Annotated in this window: 13 protein-coding genes and 1 riboswitch; of the genes, 4 read left to right on the top strand and 9 right to left on the bottom strand. The window is 55.1% G+C overall.

Annotated elements, in window-relative coordinates:
• From thiC to gcl, 6 genes are all read right to left on the bottom strand, one after another.
• The coding region (thiC, locus tag Q7T06_RS01090) for a phosphomethylpyrimidine synthase ThiC (protein ID WP_304778700.1) at window positions 1-1,333 on the bottom strand (1,333 nt) is incomplete at its 3' end.
• An 85-nt stretch (window positions 1,334-1,418) separates the two neighbouring features.
• Window positions 1,419-1,527, bottom strand: a riboswitch (TPP riboswitch).
• A gap of 213 nt (window positions 1,528-1,740) precedes the next feature.
• Complete coding sequence (gene pyk / locus Q7T06_RS01085) at window positions 1,741-3,156, bottom strand: pyruvate kinase (protein WP_304778696.1); 1,416 nt, start codon at window positions 3,154-3,156, stop codon at window positions 1,741-1,743.
• A gap of 84 nt (window positions 3,157-3,240) precedes the next feature.
• Window positions 3,241-4,506, bottom strand: a complete 1,266-nt coding sequence (locus Q7T06_RS01080; protein ID WP_304778693.1) for a glycerate kinase — start codon at window positions 4,504-4,506, stop codon at window positions 3,241-3,243.
• An 89-nt stretch (window positions 4,507-4,595) separates the two neighbouring features.
• The gene (gene glxR / locus Q7T06_RS01075) at window positions 4,596-5,483 is read right to left on the bottom strand and encodes a 2-hydroxy-3-oxopropionate reductase (protein WP_304778690.1); all 888 of its coding nucleotides are present in this window, start codon (window positions 5,481-5,483) and stop codon (window positions 4,596-4,598) included.
• A 99-nt stretch (window positions 5,484-5,582) separates the two neighbouring features.
• A complete protein-coding gene (gene hyi, locus Q7T06_RS01070; RefSeq protein WP_304778687.1) occupies window positions 5,583-6,362 on the bottom strand; it encodes a hydroxypyruvate isomerase in 780 nt (259 codons plus the stop codon).
• A 1-nt stretch (window position 6,363) separates the two neighbouring features.
• Window positions 6,364-8,112, bottom strand: coding sequence for a glyoxylate carboligase (gcl, locus tag Q7T06_RS01065; RefSeq protein ID WP_304778684.1), 1,749 nt, complete (start codon window positions 8,110-8,112; stop codon window positions 6,364-6,366).
• Between the two features lie 106 nt (window positions 8,113-8,218).
• Here gcl and Q7T06_RS01060 point away from each other — a divergent pair, with 106 nt between their 5' ends.
• Complete coding sequence (locus tag Q7T06_RS01060; protein ID WP_304778681.1) at window positions 8,219-9,124, top strand: LysR family transcriptional regulator; 906 nt, start codon at window positions 8,219-8,221, stop codon at window positions 9,122-9,124.
• Window positions 9,125-9,220: 96 nt separating this feature from the next.
• Here the strand turns inward: Q7T06_RS01060 and pntB are convergent, their stop codons facing one another.
• The 3 genes from pntB to panD form a co-directional block, all read right to left on the bottom strand.
• A complete protein-coding gene (pntB, locus tag Q7T06_RS01055) occupies window positions 9,221-10,633 on the bottom strand; it encodes a Re/Si-specific NAD(P)(+) transhydrogenase subunit beta (protein ID WP_304778678.1) in 1,413 nt (470 codons plus the stop codon).
• 10 nt (window positions 10,634-10,643) lie between these two features.
• Window positions 10,644-12,242 (bottom strand): Re/Si-specific NAD(P)(+) transhydrogenase subunit alpha, encoded by a 1,599-nt coding sequence (locus tag Q7T06_RS01050; RefSeq protein WP_304778676.1) that lies wholly within the window; start codon window positions 12,240-12,242, stop codon window positions 10,644-10,646.
• A gap of 123 nt (window positions 12,243-12,365) precedes the next feature.
• On the bottom strand, window positions 12,366-12,725 hold the full coding sequence (gene panD / locus Q7T06_RS01045; RefSeq protein ID WP_304778674.1) for an aspartate 1-decarboxylase: 360 nt from the start codon (window positions 12,723-12,725) through the stop codon (window positions 12,366-12,368).
• Between the two features lie 393 nt (window positions 12,726-13,118).
• Here panD and Q7T06_RS01040 point away from each other — a divergent pair, with 393 nt between their 5' ends.
• The 3 genes from Q7T06_RS01040 to Q7T06_RS01030 all read left to right on the top strand — a co-directional run bounded on the left by Q7T06_RS01040 (window position 13,119) and on the right by Q7T06_RS01030 (window position 16,530).
• Window positions 13,119-13,604 (top strand): NUDIX hydrolase, encoded by a 486-nt coding sequence (locus Q7T06_RS01040; protein WP_304778670.1) that lies wholly within the window; start codon window positions 13,119-13,121, stop codon window positions 13,602-13,604.
• Window positions 13,597-14,733: a tRNA 2-thiouridine(34) synthase MnmA gene (gene mnmA, locus Q7T06_RS01035; RefSeq protein ID WP_304778667.1), complete on the top strand. Its 1,137-nt coding sequence runs from the start codon at window positions 13,597-13,599 to the stop codon at window positions 14,731-14,733. Before Q7T06_RS01040 ends, mnmA begins: the two co-directional genes overlap by 8 nt.
• 168 nt (window positions 14,734-14,901) lie before the next feature.
• Window positions 14,902-16,530 (top strand): FMN-binding glutamate synthase family protein, encoded by a 1,629-nt coding sequence (locus tag Q7T06_RS01030; RefSeq protein WP_304778664.1) that lies wholly within the window; start codon window positions 14,902-14,904, stop codon window positions 16,528-16,530.
• The last annotated feature ends 137 nt before the right edge of the window (window positions 16,531-16,667 follow it).

Raw genomic sequence — 16,667 nt, 5'->3', positions numbered from 1 at the left:
GGTGCATAGGCACATGGCCCGGGCCTTCTATCATCACTTGCACGTCATGTTTCCATGCGATCTGCGTCAGTTCGCCCAGCGTTTTCAGTTCGCCGAGTTGCGCTTCATCGTTGGCATCGTAAATAGAACCAGGACGCAAGCCGTCGCCGAGGCTGAACGACACGTCGTAGGCTTTCATGATTTCGCAAATGTCCTCGAAGTGCTCGTACAGGAAGGATTCCTTGTGATGCGCGAGGCACCATTTCGCCATGATGGAGCCGCCACGCGAGACGATGCCGGTCAGGCGCTTGGCCGTCATAGGCACATAGCGCAGCAACACGCCGGCATGTATCGTGAAGTAATCGACGCCCTGCTCAGCTTGCTCGATCAGCGTGTCGCGGAAAATTTCCCAGGTCAAGTCTTCAGCCTTGCCATTGACCTTTTCCAGCGCCTGGTAAATCGGCACGGTACCGATAGGCACCGGCGAATTACGGATGATCCATTCGCGCGTTTCATGGATGTGCTTGCCGGTCGACAGATCCATCACATTGTCGCCGCCCCAGCGGATCGCCCATGTCATTTTTTCGACTTCTTCACCGATCGAAGAAGTCACTGCCGAGTTGCCTATGTTGGCATTGATCTTGACCAGGAAATTGCGGCCTATGATCATCGGCTCGATTTCCGGATGGTTGATGTTGGCCGGAATGATCGCGCGACCGCGGGCGATTTCACTGCGTACGAATTCGGCTGTGATTTCCTGCGGTATCGAGGCACCGAAGGATTGGCCCGGATGTTGACGACCCATCAGCTCGGCGAGTTTTTCACCTTTAGGTCCGGACTGTTTCAGTTCGTCCAGATACGCGCGGCGATTCATGTTTTCACGGATCGCGACATATTCCATTTCCGGCGTGATGATGCCCAGTCTCGCGTAATGCATCTGGCTGACGTTCTTGCCGGCGACTGCGCGACGTGGCTTGCGATGTAGATTGAAGCGCAGTTCCGCCAGTTGTGGATCGTTCAGGCGCTCTATACCGTACTCTGAAGTCGGGCCGGCCAGTTCTTCCGTATCGTTGCGCTCCAGTATCCACGGCAGGCGCGGCGTAGCCAGGCCGGAACGGATATCGATCCTGGCGGCAGGATCGGTGTACGGGCCCGAGGTATCGTAGACATAAATAGCCGGATTTTTTTCAAAGCCGAAAGACGCGGCGGTATCGGATTGCGTGATTCTGCGCATCGGCACCTGGATATCAGGACGCGAACCCTGGATATAGACTTTGGTGGAATTCGGTAAGGGTTGGACTGCCGCTTCATCTACCGTGGCGGTAGCGGACAGAAATTTCGGATTGGCATTCATTTTGGCTCCTTGGCTAACTACAGTGGCTTGGAGCCAGCTCAGGAGGTTTCGAGGGACGGTGCAGTTGCGTGAATACAGATGCAATGACCGAGCTCGGTAGCTTCCCTTCGCTGGCATTATCCAGATCAGGTTCAAGGGTTTTTCTCACCCGGCAAGATGCTTGCGCACCCGGCCTAGGACCCCTAGCTTTTACTTCAATACAAACAGTGACAAAAAATACGGAAAAATAAAATACGGCAAAACATATTACAACGCGAGTCTATGAATTACATAGTCAACTCACATTGACCCGGGTCAATCTTTTGCAGATGACATGAATGGCTTGCAGATAAACTTGCCTTGCTGCAAACCATTCATCTCAGCTCTAGATAAGGGCAAGCTGCGCCGCTATCCAGAGCCATGCAAACTTACTTCACCGTTGCGATATGCAACAGATTGGTAGTGCCTGATTCGCCGAATGGCAAGCCGGCCGACACGGTGATGCTTTCGCCGACCTTGGCGAAGCCTTCACGCAGCGCTGCGCTGACTGCCACTTTGACCATCTCCTCAACCGAACCGACATCGCTGCCGACAGTGGAATGGATGCCCCATACCAGCGACAGGCGGCGCGCCGTGTTGATGTTGGGCGTGATGCTCAGGATAGGTGCAGTTGGCCGCTCGCGCGCCGCACGCATCGTGGTGTGACCCGATGTAGTGTAGGTGACGGTAGCAACTGCATTGACGATCTTGGTCACGTCGCGCAAGGCGGCGCAGATGGCATCTTCTGCGGTCGGCAACGGTGGCACTTGTTGCGCATCGAGCAGGGCGCGGTAGGCTGGATCGCTTTCGACTTCCTTGATGATGCGATCCATCATTGCCACTGCCTTGACCGGGAATTTGCCGCTGGCCGATTCGGCTGACAGCATCACAGCATCAGCACCTTCGTAAATCGCGCTGGCGACGTCGGAAGTTTCTGCGCGGGTAGGCACAGGCGATTCGGTCATCGATTCCAGCATTTGCGTGGCGATGATGACAGGCTTGCCGTATTTGCGCGAAGCTTTGAGGATTTCCTTTTGCGCACGTGGCACTTGCTCGGCTGGCAATTCAACACCCAGATCGCCACGGGCGACCATCACGGAGTCGGATGCGTTGCAGATGCCGTCGATATCCAGCATCGCAGCCGGCTTTTCGATTTTCGACATGATGCCGGCACGGTCGCCGATGATTTCGCGCGCTTCTGTGATGTCGGAAACTTGCTGCACGAACGACAGTGCAACCCAATCCACACCCAGCGACAGGGCGAAATCCAGATCGACACGGTCTTTGGCGGTCATAGCAGGGATCGGCAGGATCGCATCCGGCACGTTGACGCCTTTGCGGTTCGAAATCTTGCCGCCGACTGCGATGCGGGTAACGATACGATTGTCTTTGTTGCTTTCTATGCTCAAGCGGATCTTGCCATCGTCGAGCAACAGGTTTTGACCTGCAGCGACTGCAGCGAACAATTCCGGATGCGGCAGGTAGACGCGCGATGCATCGCCCGGTGTTTCATCACGGTCGAGCACGAACTGATCGCCAACCTTCAGCATGGCCGAGTCGCCGGCAAAGGTACCGAGACGGATCTTCGGACCTTGCAGGTCAGCCAGGATAGAAATCGGGCGACCGGTTTTCTTTTCCAGGTTGCGCACGATTTCGTGGCGCGCGCGATGGTCTGCGTGTGAACCATGGCTGAAGTTGAAACGGAACATGTCAACGCCGGCGTCGAACAGTTCGGTGATGGTTTCCAGATCGTTACTGGCAGGGCCCAGAGTGGCGACGATTTTTGCTTTACGGATACGTCTCATGAGATATCTTCTTTTTAAGTGAGAAATAAAATATTGCGAAAAATGATGCGGCTGTTGTTTTTATAAAAATGCAGCCGCGTAAGATTACAAAATCAGAATTGCCCGGAAATCATTCACATTGGTGCGCGTAGGACCACTGACGATCAAATCGCCCACCGCGCTGAAAAATCCATAGCCGTCATTGTTTTCCAGCATCGCCTTTGCGCTATGTCCGGCACTGGCGGCACGGGCGATCGAATCAGGCTGGTAAATCGCGCCAGCGTTGTCTTCGGAACCGTCTATGCCATCGGTATCGCATGCAAGTGCATAAATATTCGGCTCGCCATTGAGCGCAGCGGCAAGACTCAGCAGGAATTCTGCATTCCGCCCGCCGCGGCCTTTGCCTTGCACGGTGACCGTGGTTTCACCACCGGACAGGATCACGCAAGGCTTGGCGAACGGTTGGCCATACTTGGCCACCTGTTTTGCCAGCGCGGCATGCACCGAGCCCACATCGCGCGACTCGCCTTCCAGGTCATTCGACAGAATATACGGCGTGATGCCGGCGGCACGCGCCTTGGCAGCGGCGGCTTCCAGCGCATGTTGCGCAGTGGCGATCACATGATGTTCATTGCGCGCAAAACGCACGTCGCCCGGCTTCGGTGTTTCGCCGGCTCCGGATTCCAGATGTTGCAGGATATTGCCTGGAATCTCGATTTTGTATTTTTTCAAAATCGCCAGCGATTCCGCGCAGGTAGTGGGATCAGGCAGCGTAGGACCGCTGGCGATGACGCCAGGATCGTCGCCCGGCACATCGGAAATCAGCAGCGTCACCACGCGTGCCGGTGCGCAGGCCAGGCCCAGACGGCCGCCCTTGATCGCTGACAGGTGCTTGCGCACGCAGTTCATTTCGGAAATCGTTGCGCCGCTTTTGAGCAGCGCCTTGTTCATCGCCTGTTTCTGTTCCAGCGTGATGCCCTCGCCCGGCAGGCTCAGCAATGCGGAGCCACCACCAGTAATCAGGCACAACACCAGATCGTCTTCAGTCAAGCCTTTTACCAACTCCAGCATGCGGCCAGCGGCACGGCGGCCAGCTTCGTCCGGCACTGGATGGGCGGCTTCGACAATTTCAATTTGCTTGCAGTCGGCGCCATGACCATAACGCGTCACGATCAAGCCTTCCACTTTTCCCGGCCAGGTATCTTCAACCACCTTGGCCATTGCCGCAGCACCTTTGCCGGCGCCGATCACCAGAGTACGACCCTTGATGGATTGCTTGGGCAAATAGGCGGGCATGCACTTCTGTGCGCTTACCGCTTCTACTGCGGTGGCATACAGATCATTTAAAAACTGGCGTGGATCTATCGACATGAGGCAAAAATACTTTTTAAAATTTTTGAATCAAACCGGCATTGCACACACGCACAATGCCGGCAGCAGTACAAACTACGTCAGACCAATTACGCCTTGGCGATTTCGTGGTTCGACATGATTTCAATCGCGCGGCACAGTGCCGAGTGATCCAGACCGCTCATGCCATTGGCTGCGCATGCGTTCATCAGTTCTTGCGTAGCCGCTGTATTAGGCAGCGAGATACCCATCGATTTAGCGCCTTGCAATGCAAGGTTCAAATCTTTTTGATGCAGTTCGATGCGGAAGCCTGGGTTGAACGTACGCTTGATCATGCGCTCGCCGTGTACTTCCAGGATGCGCGAGTTGGCGAAGCCGCCCATCAGCGCTTGACGCACTTTGGCAGGATCTGCGCCAGCTTTCGAAGCGAACAACAGTGCTTCGGAAACAGCCTGGATGTTCAATGCAACGATGATCTGGTTCGCCACTTTGGTGGTTTGACCGTCGCCGTTACCGCCGACCAGAGTGATGTTCTTGCCCATCAGTTCAAACAATGGCTTGACGGTTTCAAATGCAGCTTCAGAGCCACCGACCATGATGGTCAGCGATGCAGCCTTGGCGCCGACTTCGCCGCCGGATACAGGTGCATCCAGGTATTCGCAGCTCAGGTCGTTGATTTTTTTCGCAAAGCCTTTGGTCGCGATAGGCGAGATCGAGCTCATGTCGACGACGATTTTGCCGGCGGTCAAACCGCTTGCAACACCGTTTTCAGCAAACAGGACAGCTTCCACGTGCGGGGTATCCGGCACCATGACGATGATGATGTCTGCGCGCTTGGCGACTTCAGCGCCGGATGTGCACAGGGTTGCACCGCCGTCGATCAGTTCTGGTGCTGGTGTTTTTTGATCGTGCAAATACAGCTTGTGGCCGCCTTTTTGCAGGTTGAGTGCCATTGGGGAACCCATGATGCCCAAACCAATAAATCCGACTTTTGCCATGATGATGACTCCTGAAATTTTTTAATGAATGTGTAGTACGAGACGCTGTAAAAATATTGAGCGGTCCTGAATCGGACCGCTCAATAGCCATGCGTTACATCAGACGCCGTGCGCAGCGCGCCAGCCCAAACCTTCGACCGTGCCGGCCTTCGGTTTGTATTCGCAACCGATCCAGCCTTTATAGCCGATTTCATCGAGGAACTTGAACAGGAAGGTGTAGTTGATTTCACCTGTGCCTGGTTCGAAGCGACCTGGATTATCCGCCAGCTGTATGTGCGGGATGATCGCCAGGTTAGCCTTGACCGTGTTCGCCAGCTCACCTTCCATGCGTTGCATGTGATAGATGTCGTACTGGAAGAACAGGTTGTCGGAGCCCACTTTGGCGATGATATCCAGCGCTTGCTTGGTGTTGGTCAGGAAGAAACCCGGGATATCAAACGTGTTGATCGCTTCGATCAACAACGGAATGCCCGCTGCCTTCAACTTGTCGGCAGCATATTTCAGGTTGGCAACCAGAGTTGCTTCTGCCTGTTCGCGCGACACGCCGGCTGGCACGATACCGCTCAGGCAGTTGACCTGTTTGGTACCCAGCACCTTGACGTATTCAATTGCCTTGTCGACACCGGCTTTGAATTCTTCAACACGATCAGGATGGCAAGCAATACCGCGCTCGCCACCAGCCCAGTTACCGGCCGGCAGATTGTGCAAGACCATTTCCAGATTGTTTTCTTTCAATTTCGCAGCGACATCAGCCGCCGGGAAATCGTAGGGAAACAAAAATTCAACGCCTTTGAAGCCGTTCTTTGCAGCTTGTTCAAAGCGGTCCATGAATGGCACCTCGTTGAACAGCATAGTCAGATTAGCAGCAAGTTTCGTCATCTTAAGCACCTTTAACGTCGAGGATTTCTTCGAATTCGTTGATCGCGTTGATTTCAGTACCCATTGCGATGTTGGTTACGCGCTCAAGGATGATTTCAACAACGACTGGCACCTTGAATTCCTTGATCCACTCTTGTGCTTTACGCAGCGCAGGTTGGATATCGTCTGGGTTGTAGACGCGAATTGCTTTACAGCCGAGACCTTCAGTCACTTTAACGTGATCAACACCGTACGAAGCGTTTTCGGTCGAGTTGATGTTGTCGAACGCCAGCGAAACGCAGTAGTCCATCGTGAACATGCGTTGTGCCTGACGGATCAGACCCAGGTACGAGTTGTTAACCAACACGTGGATGTATGGCAGATTGAACTGCGCGCCGGCTGCCAATTCTTCGATCAGGAACTGGAAGTCGTAATCGCCTGTGATAGCAACGATTTCGCTGGTTGGATCTGCAGCCCGGACACCCAGAGCAGCTGGGATAGTCCAGCCCAATGGACCTGCTTGACCGCAGTTGATCCAGTTACGTTCTTTGTAGACGTGCAGGAATTGACCCGCAGCGATTTGCGACAAACCGATGTTCGAAACATAGCGCGCTGTTTTGCCGAACACTGCGTTCATTTCCTGGTAAACGCGTTGTGGTTTTATAGGCGTTACATCGAAATCCGTTTTACGCAACATCGTGCGTTTGCGCTCTTGGCACTCGGCCAACCATGCATCACGGTTTTTCAGTTTGCCGGCAGCTTTCAATTCTTTCGCTACTTCGATCATCAATTTCAGTGCTGCGCCAGCGTCGGAAGTGATGCCGAGGTCAGGACCAAACACGCGACCGATTTGTGTCGGTTCGATATCGATGTGCACGAATTTACGGTCTTTGGTGAAAACGTCGATCGAACCGGTGAAACGGTTAGCCCAACGGTTACCGATACCGAATGCGAAGTCCGAAGCCAGCATCGTCGCGTTACCGTAACGGTGCGAAGTTTGCAGACCAACCATACCGACCATCAGTGGATGATCATCAGGTACCGTTCCCCAGCCCATCAGCGTTGGAACGACAGGAACGTTAACCAGTTCAGCGAATTCGAGCATCAACGGTGTTGCGTTCGAATTGATCACGCCGCCGCCGGAAATCAGCAATGGACGTTCAGCTGCATTCAACATATTGATCGCAGCTACGATTTGTTTGCGGGTCGCGGTTGGGCGATAAACCGGCAATGGCTCGTACAGATCTGGATCGAATTCGATTTCAGCAACTTGCACGTCGAACGGCAAATCGATCAGCACTGGGCCTGGACGGCCTGAACGCATGATGTGGAATGCCTGCTGGAACACTTGTGGAACCAATGCTGGCTCGCGAACCATGACCGACCATTTGGTTACTGGCTTCGAGATCGTTTCGATATCTACAGCCTGGAAATCTTCTTTGTGCAAACGTGCACGTGGCGCTTGACCAGTGATACACAGGATAGGAATCGAATCCGCAATTGCCGAGTACAGACCGGTGATCATGTCTGTGCCGCCAGGACCCGAGGTAGCGAGGGCAACACCGATATTGCCGGATTTGGCGCGGGTGTAACCCTCAGCCATGTGGGTCGCGCCTTCTACGTGGCGAGCCAGGATGTGTTTGATCGTGCCCTGCTTTTGCATGGCCGAGTAAAATGGGTTGATTGCTGCGCCTGGAACGCCGAACGCCTGATCAATACCTTCTTTTTGCATTACCCAAACTGCTGCCTGGGCTGCTGTCATCTTTGCCATCACATACCTCCGTTGAAATGAAATTTTCCTGAAGAGTATATTAATTGGTATGCAATAATTTGAGAATAGAATAATTACTTAACCAATTAAATACTCCAGGTATCGAATGGACAAGCTGAAACAGATCGAAGCCTTCGTCATGGCGGTAGACCACAGCAGCTTCGCGGCTGCCGCCCTGGCCCTGCAAGTCACGCCCGTCATGGTCGGCCGACGCATAGACACGCTGGAAAAGCGCCTCGGCGTGCGCTTGCTGCATCGCTCCACCCGCCGCCTGGCCCTGACTGAAGAAGGCTCGGTCTATCTGGAGCATTGCCGGAAACTGCTTACCGAACTCGAACTTGCCGAAAGTGCAATCTCTGTCGGCCGGCATAAAGTGACTGGCCACTTGATCGTTTCTGCCCCTGCCTCATTCGGCCGCCGGCACGTCGCACCTTACGCCCCTGAATTCCTGCTGCAGCATCCGGACCTGAAAATGTCGTTCAATCTGACCGACCGCGTGGTCGATCTGGTGCAGGAAGGTTACGACATGGGCATACGTATCGGCGGCGCCATCGACCCCAACTTCGTCGCCATCAAACTCGCCTCGAACAAACGCGTAGTCTGCGGCACACCTGAATACTTCAAGAAACACGGCAAACCCAAAACACTGGACGACCTTGCCAAGCATAATTGCCTCGCCTTCAATCTGCAAGGTGGCCAGCAGCGCGGCTGGTATTTCAATCATCGCGGCAAAACGGTTTCAGTGCGCGCCAATGGCAGCCTGGATTGCAACGACGGTGAACTGCTGCATCGCTGGATGACTGAAGGGCTGGGCATCGCATGGCGCTCGATGTGGGAAATCCAGAGCCAGCTGGAAAATGGCACGCTGGAAACGGTGCTGGACGACTATGCGCTGCCCGAATACGACATCATGGCGGTCTACCCCCAACAAAGAAATGTCCCGGCCAAGGTACGCCTGTTCATCTGGCATTTGAAATCGATGTACAGCCAGCCTGGCTACTGGAGCAGGTAAGCGTTCACTTTCTCACCCTTCCGCGGTGGCCAGCGCTACGCTGAAGCCCAATAAAAAAGCCCGCTTGCGCGGGCTTTTTTCAAACTACTTTTCAGCTTAGCCTTTGAGAGTTGCCAAGACTTCGTCCAGCATCTTCTTAGCATCGCCAAACAACATGCGATTGTTTTCTTTGTAGAAGAGCGGATTGTCGACACCAGCATAACCGGAAGCCATAGAACGCTTCATGACGATCGACGTTTCTGCCTTCCAAACCTCAAGCACCGGCATACCGGCGATCGGGCTGTTCGGATCTTCCTGCGCATCCGGGTTCACGATATCGTTGGCGCCTATCACCATGACCACGTCAGTAGACGGGAAGTCTTCGTTGATTTCATCCATTTCCAGCACGATGTCGTAAGGCACCTTGGCTTCAGCCAGCAGCACGTTCATGTGGCCAGGCATACGGCCTGCCACCGGATGGATCGCGAAACGCACCTTGGTGCCCTTGGCACGCAGGAACTTGGTGATTTCGTTGACCGTGTGCTGAGCTTGCGCCACTGCCATGCCGTAACCCGGCACGATGACGACGCTCTTGGCTTCGCGCAGCAGTTCCGCAGTCTCTTGTGCACTGATCGGAGTCGCTTCACCGACAGGCTCTTTATCGCCAGCAGCGCCAACTGCTTTAGGAGCACCGCCACCAAAACCACCAGCGATCACGCTGAAGAAGTTACGGTTCATTGCCTGGCACATGATGTACGACAGAATCGCACCGGAGGAGCCAACCAGCGCACCGGTCACGATCAGCAAGTCATTGCCGAGCATGAAACCGGTAGCCGAAGCAGCCCAGCCGGAGTAGCTGTTCAACATCGACACAACGACCGGCATATCCGCACCGCCGATAGCCATCACCATGTGTACGCCAAACAGCAGGGCAATCACAGTCATGATGATCAGCGGAGTCATGCCGCTGGCGACGTCAGGCGCATTAACGAATTCACGACCAAACCAGATCACCAGCAACAGACCAATCAGGTTGATGACGTGACGGCCAGGCAACAGCAACGGCTTGCCACCAATTTTTCCGTTCAGTTTGCCAAATGCGATCAAGGAACCAGAGAAGGTCACTGCACCGATAAAGATACCGACGTAGATTTCAACTTGATGTATCGCTTTTTCGGCACCTTCCAGATGTACCGACGGATCGATATAGCTGGCGAAACCGACCAGAGCTGCGGCCAGACCAACGAAACTGTGCATCAATGCGACCAGTTCCGGCATTTCGGTCATTTTGACCTTCTTGGCGGCGTACAGACCGATAGAACCACCGACGACAAGCGCGGCGATGATCCAGGCATAGCCTTCCGGCGATACACGTGGTCCAAAAATGGTGGCAAGGACAGCGATGCCCATGCCGATCATGCCGTAGAGATTACCGCGGCGTGAAGTTTCTGGATGCGACAAGCCACCCAGGCTGAGGATAAAAAGTATGGTTGCTCCAATGTAGGAGACAGTGGCCAGATTTGCAGACATAGTGGTCTCCTTAATTCTTGCGGAACATATCAAGCATGCGACGGGTAACAGCAAAGCCGCCGAACATGTTGATTGCGGTCAAAGCGATAGCAGCAGCAGCGAGGCACTTGATCAGCAGCTCGGGACGCGTGATGCCATCAACCAGTGGTGGCGCTACCTGTACCAGCGCGCCGATCACGATGATCGACGAAATGGAGTTGGTAACGCTCATCAGAGGCGTATGCAATGCCGGTGTCACATTCCAGACCACCATGTAACCAATGAAGCAACCCAATACGAACACGGTCAAGTGACCGAGGAACGCAGTTGGCGCACCGTAACCAATCACGCCAAACAACAGTGCAGCGAACGCAAACATGGTCGCTACGCGCGTAGGCGAAGACACTTTGCCGCTAGGACCATGACCATGCGCTGGCGCTGGCGCAACAGCTGGTTTAGCAGCCGGAGCAGCCACTTGTTTCGGCGGCGGAGGCGGCCAGGTGATGTTGCCTTCCTTGATGACTGTCAGCCCACGAATGGCTTCGTCTTCCATATTGACGTTGATGGTGCCGTCAGTCGTCTTTTTACCTTCGGCGTCCTTGCACAGCTCTTCGGTCAGACGCAGCAGGTTGGTTGAGTACAGCGTACTCGCCTGCTTAGGCAGACGGCTCGGCAAGTCGGTGTAACCGACGATGGTCACGCCGTGCTTCACCACGACCTTGCCGGGTTCGGTCAGTTCGCAGTTGCCGCCCTGCTCGGCCGCCATATCGACGATCACGCTGCCGGGTTTCATGGACTGAACCATTTCGGCAGTAATCAGTTTTGGAGCCGGCTTGCCCGGGATCAGCGCGGTGGTGATGATGATGTCGCATTCCTTGGCCTGCTGGGCGTACATCTCACGCTGCGCAGCCTGGAAACCTTCGGACATGACCTTGGCATAGCCACCGCCGCCCGAACCTTCTTCGTCATAATCGACCTTCACGAATTCGCCACCCAGCGATACCACTTGATCGGCCACTTCTGCACGAGTATCGTTGGCACGAACGATGGCGCCTAGGCTGGCAGCCGTACCGATCGCAGCCAAACCGGCCACGCCAGCACCTGCGATAAAGACCTTGGCCGGAGGAACCTTGCCTGCAGCCGTGATCTGGCCGTTGAAGAAACGACCGAAAGCATTGGCAGCCTCGATGACGGCGCGATAGCCGCTGACACCGGCGGTAGAGGTCAAAGCATCCATCTTCTGCGCGCGCGACAGCGTGCGCGGCAGCGAGTCCAGCGCCAAAACGGTGACGCGCTTGGCGGCAAGCTGCTGCATCAATTCAGGATTCTGTGCCGGCCAAATGAAGCCGATCAGGGTGCTACCTTCGCGAATCAGACCGATTTCCTCGGCACTTGGAGCACGCACCTTGAAGACGATATCGGACGCGGACCACAAGTTGGCAGCGCCTTGCACGATCTGTGCACCGGCGGCGCGGTAAGTATCGTCGCTGAAGTTGGCGTCGTCACCGGCGCCGGATTCTACGCTGACGGAAAAGCCGAGTTTGATCAGCTTTTCAACGACTTCTGGCACAGTCGCCACCCGTTTTTCCCCGGGGAATGACTCCCGCGGCACTCCTATAACTAAAGACATAATGCATCTCTCTTAGTTTGTTTAAATTCCTGGATACCACCTTCATAACGCACACGAATAAACCCGGCTCAAGCGGCACTGAATGGCGCGACCGGGATTATCTAGCGATAACGCTGGTGATTATTAATTCTTCATTCCGGCGAAATGATTGTCTTCATCAACAAAAACAATCTTCGGGACATAGGTCGCGATTTCTTCATCGCTCATCGGACCATAGGTGCAAATGATCATCAAGTCGCCGAGGTGCGCACGGCGCGCAGCTGCTCCGTTCAACGAGATTTCGCCGCTGCCCCTTACGCCTTGAATTGCATAAGTGGAAAAGCGCTCGCCATTATTGATGTTGTACAGCTCAATTCTTTCACCGACCTTGATGTCGGCAGCATCCAGCAAATCCGCGTCTATCCCACACGAACCTTCATAGTGCAAGTCAGCCTGAGTCACCTTTGCGCGGTGAATCTTAGCCCTGAGCATAATACGTTGCATGTTTCTTCCATTCCGTGTTCAAACCTTTGCCTCAACGCCTAAACGCGGCGAAGGCAAATCAATTATTTATGTATTTTCCCTGGACCAGCGGCTTCCACCGGTCTAAAGCAGGATAACTATCATCCCTGTATCTGATGTTTTTACAGCTGCAGAAGAATTCGCGCCGATCCATCGGGCGATCGCGCTATCCGGCTTAACCAGGGTAGGCGCGCTTTTCGTCGGCTTCCGTTAGAGCAACGAACCGATAAGCATAAAGCTAAATGCCCACCTTAGCAAAGGCAAAAATGCGCAATCTTGACCTTACTCATTTTTTACAACATTTTCTGCTGGGGAAACATTGCCGGCAACTTTCTGCCGTGCGCGCTAGAATAGCGGCCTATTCCGAGAGCCCATATGCCCTACATCTGGAAACCATCTGTCACTGTTGCAGCAGTCATCGAGCGCGATGGCCAATTCTTGCTGGTCGAAGAAGAAACCAGCGACGGCATACGCTTTAACCAGCCGGCCGGCCATCTGGATCCGCAAGAGTCGCTGGAACAAGCCGTAGTGCGCGAAACCCTGGAAGAAACCGCACATGACTTCACGCCCACCGCGCTGGTGGGCATGTATATGTCGCGCTACCTTTCGGCCCGCACCGGGCATGACGTCACCTATTTGAGCTTCACCTTTTGCGGCGAAGTCGGCGCCAGGCACGATCAGCCGCTGGACGTCGGCATCATACGCGCGGTCTGGATGAGCTACGACGAGTTGGTCGCCTGCCAGGAAAAACACCGCAGCCCTTCCGTATTGCAACGCGTAGACGACTATCTGGCCGGCAAGCGCGCGCCGCTATCGCTGCTGGCCACGCATCCATCGGTCTACGAGGTCTTCGGTGAATAAAGACACAACTAAAAAGCGTGTCGTCATCGGCATGTCTGGCGGCGTCGATTCGTCGGTTTCCGCCTGGCTGCTGAAGGAACAAGGCTATGAAGTGATCGGCCTGTTCATGAAAAACTGGGAAGATGACGACGATTCCGAATACTGCTCGACCCGCCAGGACTGGATAGATGCCGTCAGCGTGGCCGATGTGGTCGGCGTCGACATCGAAGCCGTCAATTTTGCAGCGGAATACAAGGATCGCGTATTTGCCGAATTCCTGCGCGAATACCAGGCTGGCCGCACACCCAATCCCGATGTGCTGTGCAATGCCGAAATCAAGTTCAAGGCTTTCCTCGACCACGCGATGCTGCTAGGCGCCGACATGATCGCGACCGGCCACTATGCGCGTGTGCGTCAGGTCACGTCCGGCGCAAACGCCGGCCAGGTCGAGTTGCTGAAGGCAGTCGATGCCAGCAAGGATCAAAGTTATTTCCTGCACAGACTGAATCAGGTGCAACTGTCGAAAACCCTGTTCCCGCTAGGCGAAATCCGCAAGACTGAAGTGCGCAAAATCGCTGAACAACTGAAGTTGCCGAACGCGGCCAAGAAGGATTCGACCGGCATCTGCTTCATAGGCGAGCGCCCGTTCCGCGATTTCCTGAATCGCTACCTGTCCTACCAGCCCGGCCCGATGAAAACCCCGGAAGGCGTCATCGTCGGCGAACATGTAGGCTTGAGTTTCTACACGCTGGGCCAGCGCAAAGGCATAGGCCTGGGCGGCATGAAGACGCACAAGAATACCGACGGCAATAGCGAGCCCTGGTATGTTGCGCGCAAAGACATCGCGAGCAACACACTCTATATAGTGCAAGGCCATGATCATCCATGGCTGCTGTCGTCGGAATTGAGTGCTGGCCAAATGAGCTGGGTAGCCGGCAGCCCGCCGACTGAAGAACACCTGTCTGCCAAAACCCGCTACCGGCAAGCCGATGTCGCATGCACGCAGCACACGCATGCCGATGGCTTCTCGCTCAGCTTTGACACACCGCAATGGGCCGTCACGCCGGGACAGTCCGCGGTCCTGTATCAAGGCGATGTATGCCTGGGTGGCGGCATCATCACTGCATCTTCCATCGCATCCGCAAGCTGACACGAGCACTGTTATCCCGCCATAAAACTGCATGCGCCGCGCCCGCTTGATGACTGTCAGGCGAAACTTTGCTTGCCGATCAAGTTGCCGATAGGGAAATTTCCTCGCGCCGTTGTACACTGTGCCGCGAACATACGCCCTGCAGTAAGGATTTGGCCTGGAGAAGAAATGCGCGATTTCCCTGTACGTTATCTGGCACTGGTGATTGCCGGCTTTGTTTTTGCACTGTCATTACCACTGGCGCTATTGCTGGATACCGGCTGGTGGCTGGTGATTCTGTCTGGCGCATTGACGGCTGTCGGCATAGCCGATCTCAGCCAGACCAAGCGCGCCTTGCTGCGCAACTATCCTATCCTCGCGCATTTTCGCTACCTGCTCGAATCGGTGCGGCCGGAAATGCGCCAGTATTTTCTCGAAGACGATGATGCACCGAATCCGTTTTCACGCAACCAGCGTTCACTGGTTTATCAACGCGCCAAGCAGGCGGTAGACAAACGGCCATTCGGCACGCAACTGGATGTCTATCAAAACGATTATGAGTGGATCAATCACTCTATCGTGCCGGCCAAAGTAGCGTCGCACGATTTCCGTATCACGATAGGCGCGCAGCGGGCGCAGCCTTATTCAGCCAGCGTATTCAATATTTCCGCGATGAGTTTTGGCGCACTGTCAGCCAATGCGATACGCGCCTTGAACCAGGGCGCGCAAAAAGGCGGCTTCATGCACGACACGGGCGAAGGCAGCATCAGCCGCTATCATCGGCCCGACAATGCACATGAGGCCGGCGGCGATCTGGTGTGGGAAATCGGCTCCGGCTATTTCGGTTGCCGCAATGACGATGGCAGCTTTTCGGCGGAAAAATTTGCCATCAATGCGCAACTGCCGCAGGTCAAGATGATAGAGGTCAAACTGTCGCAAGGCGCAAAGCCGGGTCATGGCGGCATGCTGCCGGGCGCCAAGGTATCGATAGAAATAGCCACGGCGCGCGGCGTACCGGTCGGTATCGATTGCATTTCTCCCTCTTCGCATTCCGCCTTCGATACGCCGATCAGTCTGCTGCAGTTCATCGATCAATTGCGCACCCTGTCGGGTGGAAAACCGACCGGCTTCAAGCTGGCGATCGGCCATCCATGGGAATTCTTCGGCATCGTCAAGGCAATGCTGCAAACCGGCATCACGCCCGATTTCATAGTCGTCGACGGCGGTGAAGGCGGCACTGGTGCGGCACCGGTTGAATTTTCCGATCACGTCGGCGTGCCCTTGCAGGAAGCCCTGCTGCTGGTGCACGACACGCTGGTCGGCGCCAACTTGCGCGACCAGGTCAAGATAGGCGCTTCCGGCAAAATCATCAGCGCCTTCGATATCACACGCACACTGGCGCTCGGCGCAGACTGGTGCAACTCGGCGCGCGGCTTCATGTTCGCGCTCGGCTGCATACAATCGCAAAACTGCCACACCGATCGCTGCCCGACCGGCGTCGCCACGCAGGATACGCTGCGCCAGCGCGCGCTGGTGGTGCCGGACAAGGCTGAGCGCGTGGCGAATTTCCATCAGAGCACCTTGAAGGCGCTGGCAGAATTGATCGCCGCAGCAGGACTGAGCCATCCATCGGAATTGAAACCGCATCATTTGGTGCGTCGCGTATCCGCCAATCAAGTCAAACTCGCCTCGGCCTTGCTGCCCTATCTCGTTCCCGGCCAGTTACTAGGCGACGCAAAAGCGCTCGCAGCATTGCCTGAAGTGTTCAGCACCTACTGGCCTATCGCACAGGCAAGATCGTTTCATCCTATCCACTAAGCCTTCCCCATACGCAACAAAGCAGTGATACGGGCAGCTAAAAATAGCTGCCCGTCAACTTTCATCGCCCTGATCGTCAGCCATCCCGGCTTTTTAGTCATTACCAAACCCAATCCGCACGAAAAAACTTGCAATCC

It is taken from the genome of Herminiimonas sp., assembly GCF_030645555.1.
Classification (GTDB): Bacteria; Pseudomonadota; Gammaproteobacteria; order Burkholderiales; family Burkholderiaceae_D; genus Oxalicibacterium.
Note: the sequence above shows the minus strand (reverse complement) of the source record. Positions and strands in the feature narration are given on the sequence as shown.

What these genes read in the sequence shown, in the direction of transcription:
- pyk (WP_304778696.1), bottom strand. Translation starts at nt 3,156, where the DNA reads ATGAGACGTATCCGTAAAGCAAAAATCGTCGCCACTCTGGGCCCTGCC.
- Q7T06_RS01080 (WP_304778693.1), bottom strand. Translation starts at nt 4,506, where the DNA reads ATGTCGATAGATCCACGCCAGTTTTTAAATGATCTGTATGCCACCGCA.
- glxR (WP_304778690.1), bottom strand. Translation starts at nt 5,483, where the DNA reads ATGGCAAAAGTCGGATTTATTGGTTTGGGCATCATGGGTTCCCCAATG.
- hyi (WP_304778687.1), bottom strand. Translation starts at nt 6,362, where the DNA reads ATGACGAAACTTGCTGCTAATCTGACTATGCTGTTCAACGAGGTGCCA.
- gcl (WP_304778684.1), bottom strand. Translation starts at nt 8,112, where the DNA reads ATGGCAAAGATGACAGCAGCCCAGGCAGCAGTTTGGGTAATGCAAAAA.
- Q7T06_RS01060 (WP_304778681.1), top strand. Translation starts at nt 8,219, where the DNA reads ATGGACAAGCTGAAACAGATCGAAGCCTTCGTCATGGCGGTAGACCAC.
- pntB (WP_304778678.1), bottom strand. Translation starts at nt 10,633, where the DNA reads ATGTCTGCAAATCTGGCCACTGTCTCCTACATTGGAGCAACCATACTT.
- Q7T06_RS01050 (WP_304778676.1), bottom strand. Translation starts at nt 12,242, where the DNA reads ATGTCTTTAGTTATAGGAGTGCCGCGGGAGTCATTCCCCGGGGAAAAA.
- panD (WP_304778674.1), bottom strand. Translation starts at nt 12,725, where the DNA reads ATGCAACGTATTATGCTCAGGGCTAAGATTCACCGCGCAAAGGTGACT.
- Q7T06_RS01040 (WP_304778670.1), top strand. Translation starts at nt 13,119, where the DNA reads ATGCCCTACATCTGGAAACCATCTGTCACTGTTGCAGCAGTCATCGAG.
- Q7T06_RS01030 (WP_304778664.1), top strand. Translation starts at nt 14,902, where the DNA reads ATGCGCGATTTCCCTGTACGTTATCTGGCACTGGTGATTGCCGGCTTT.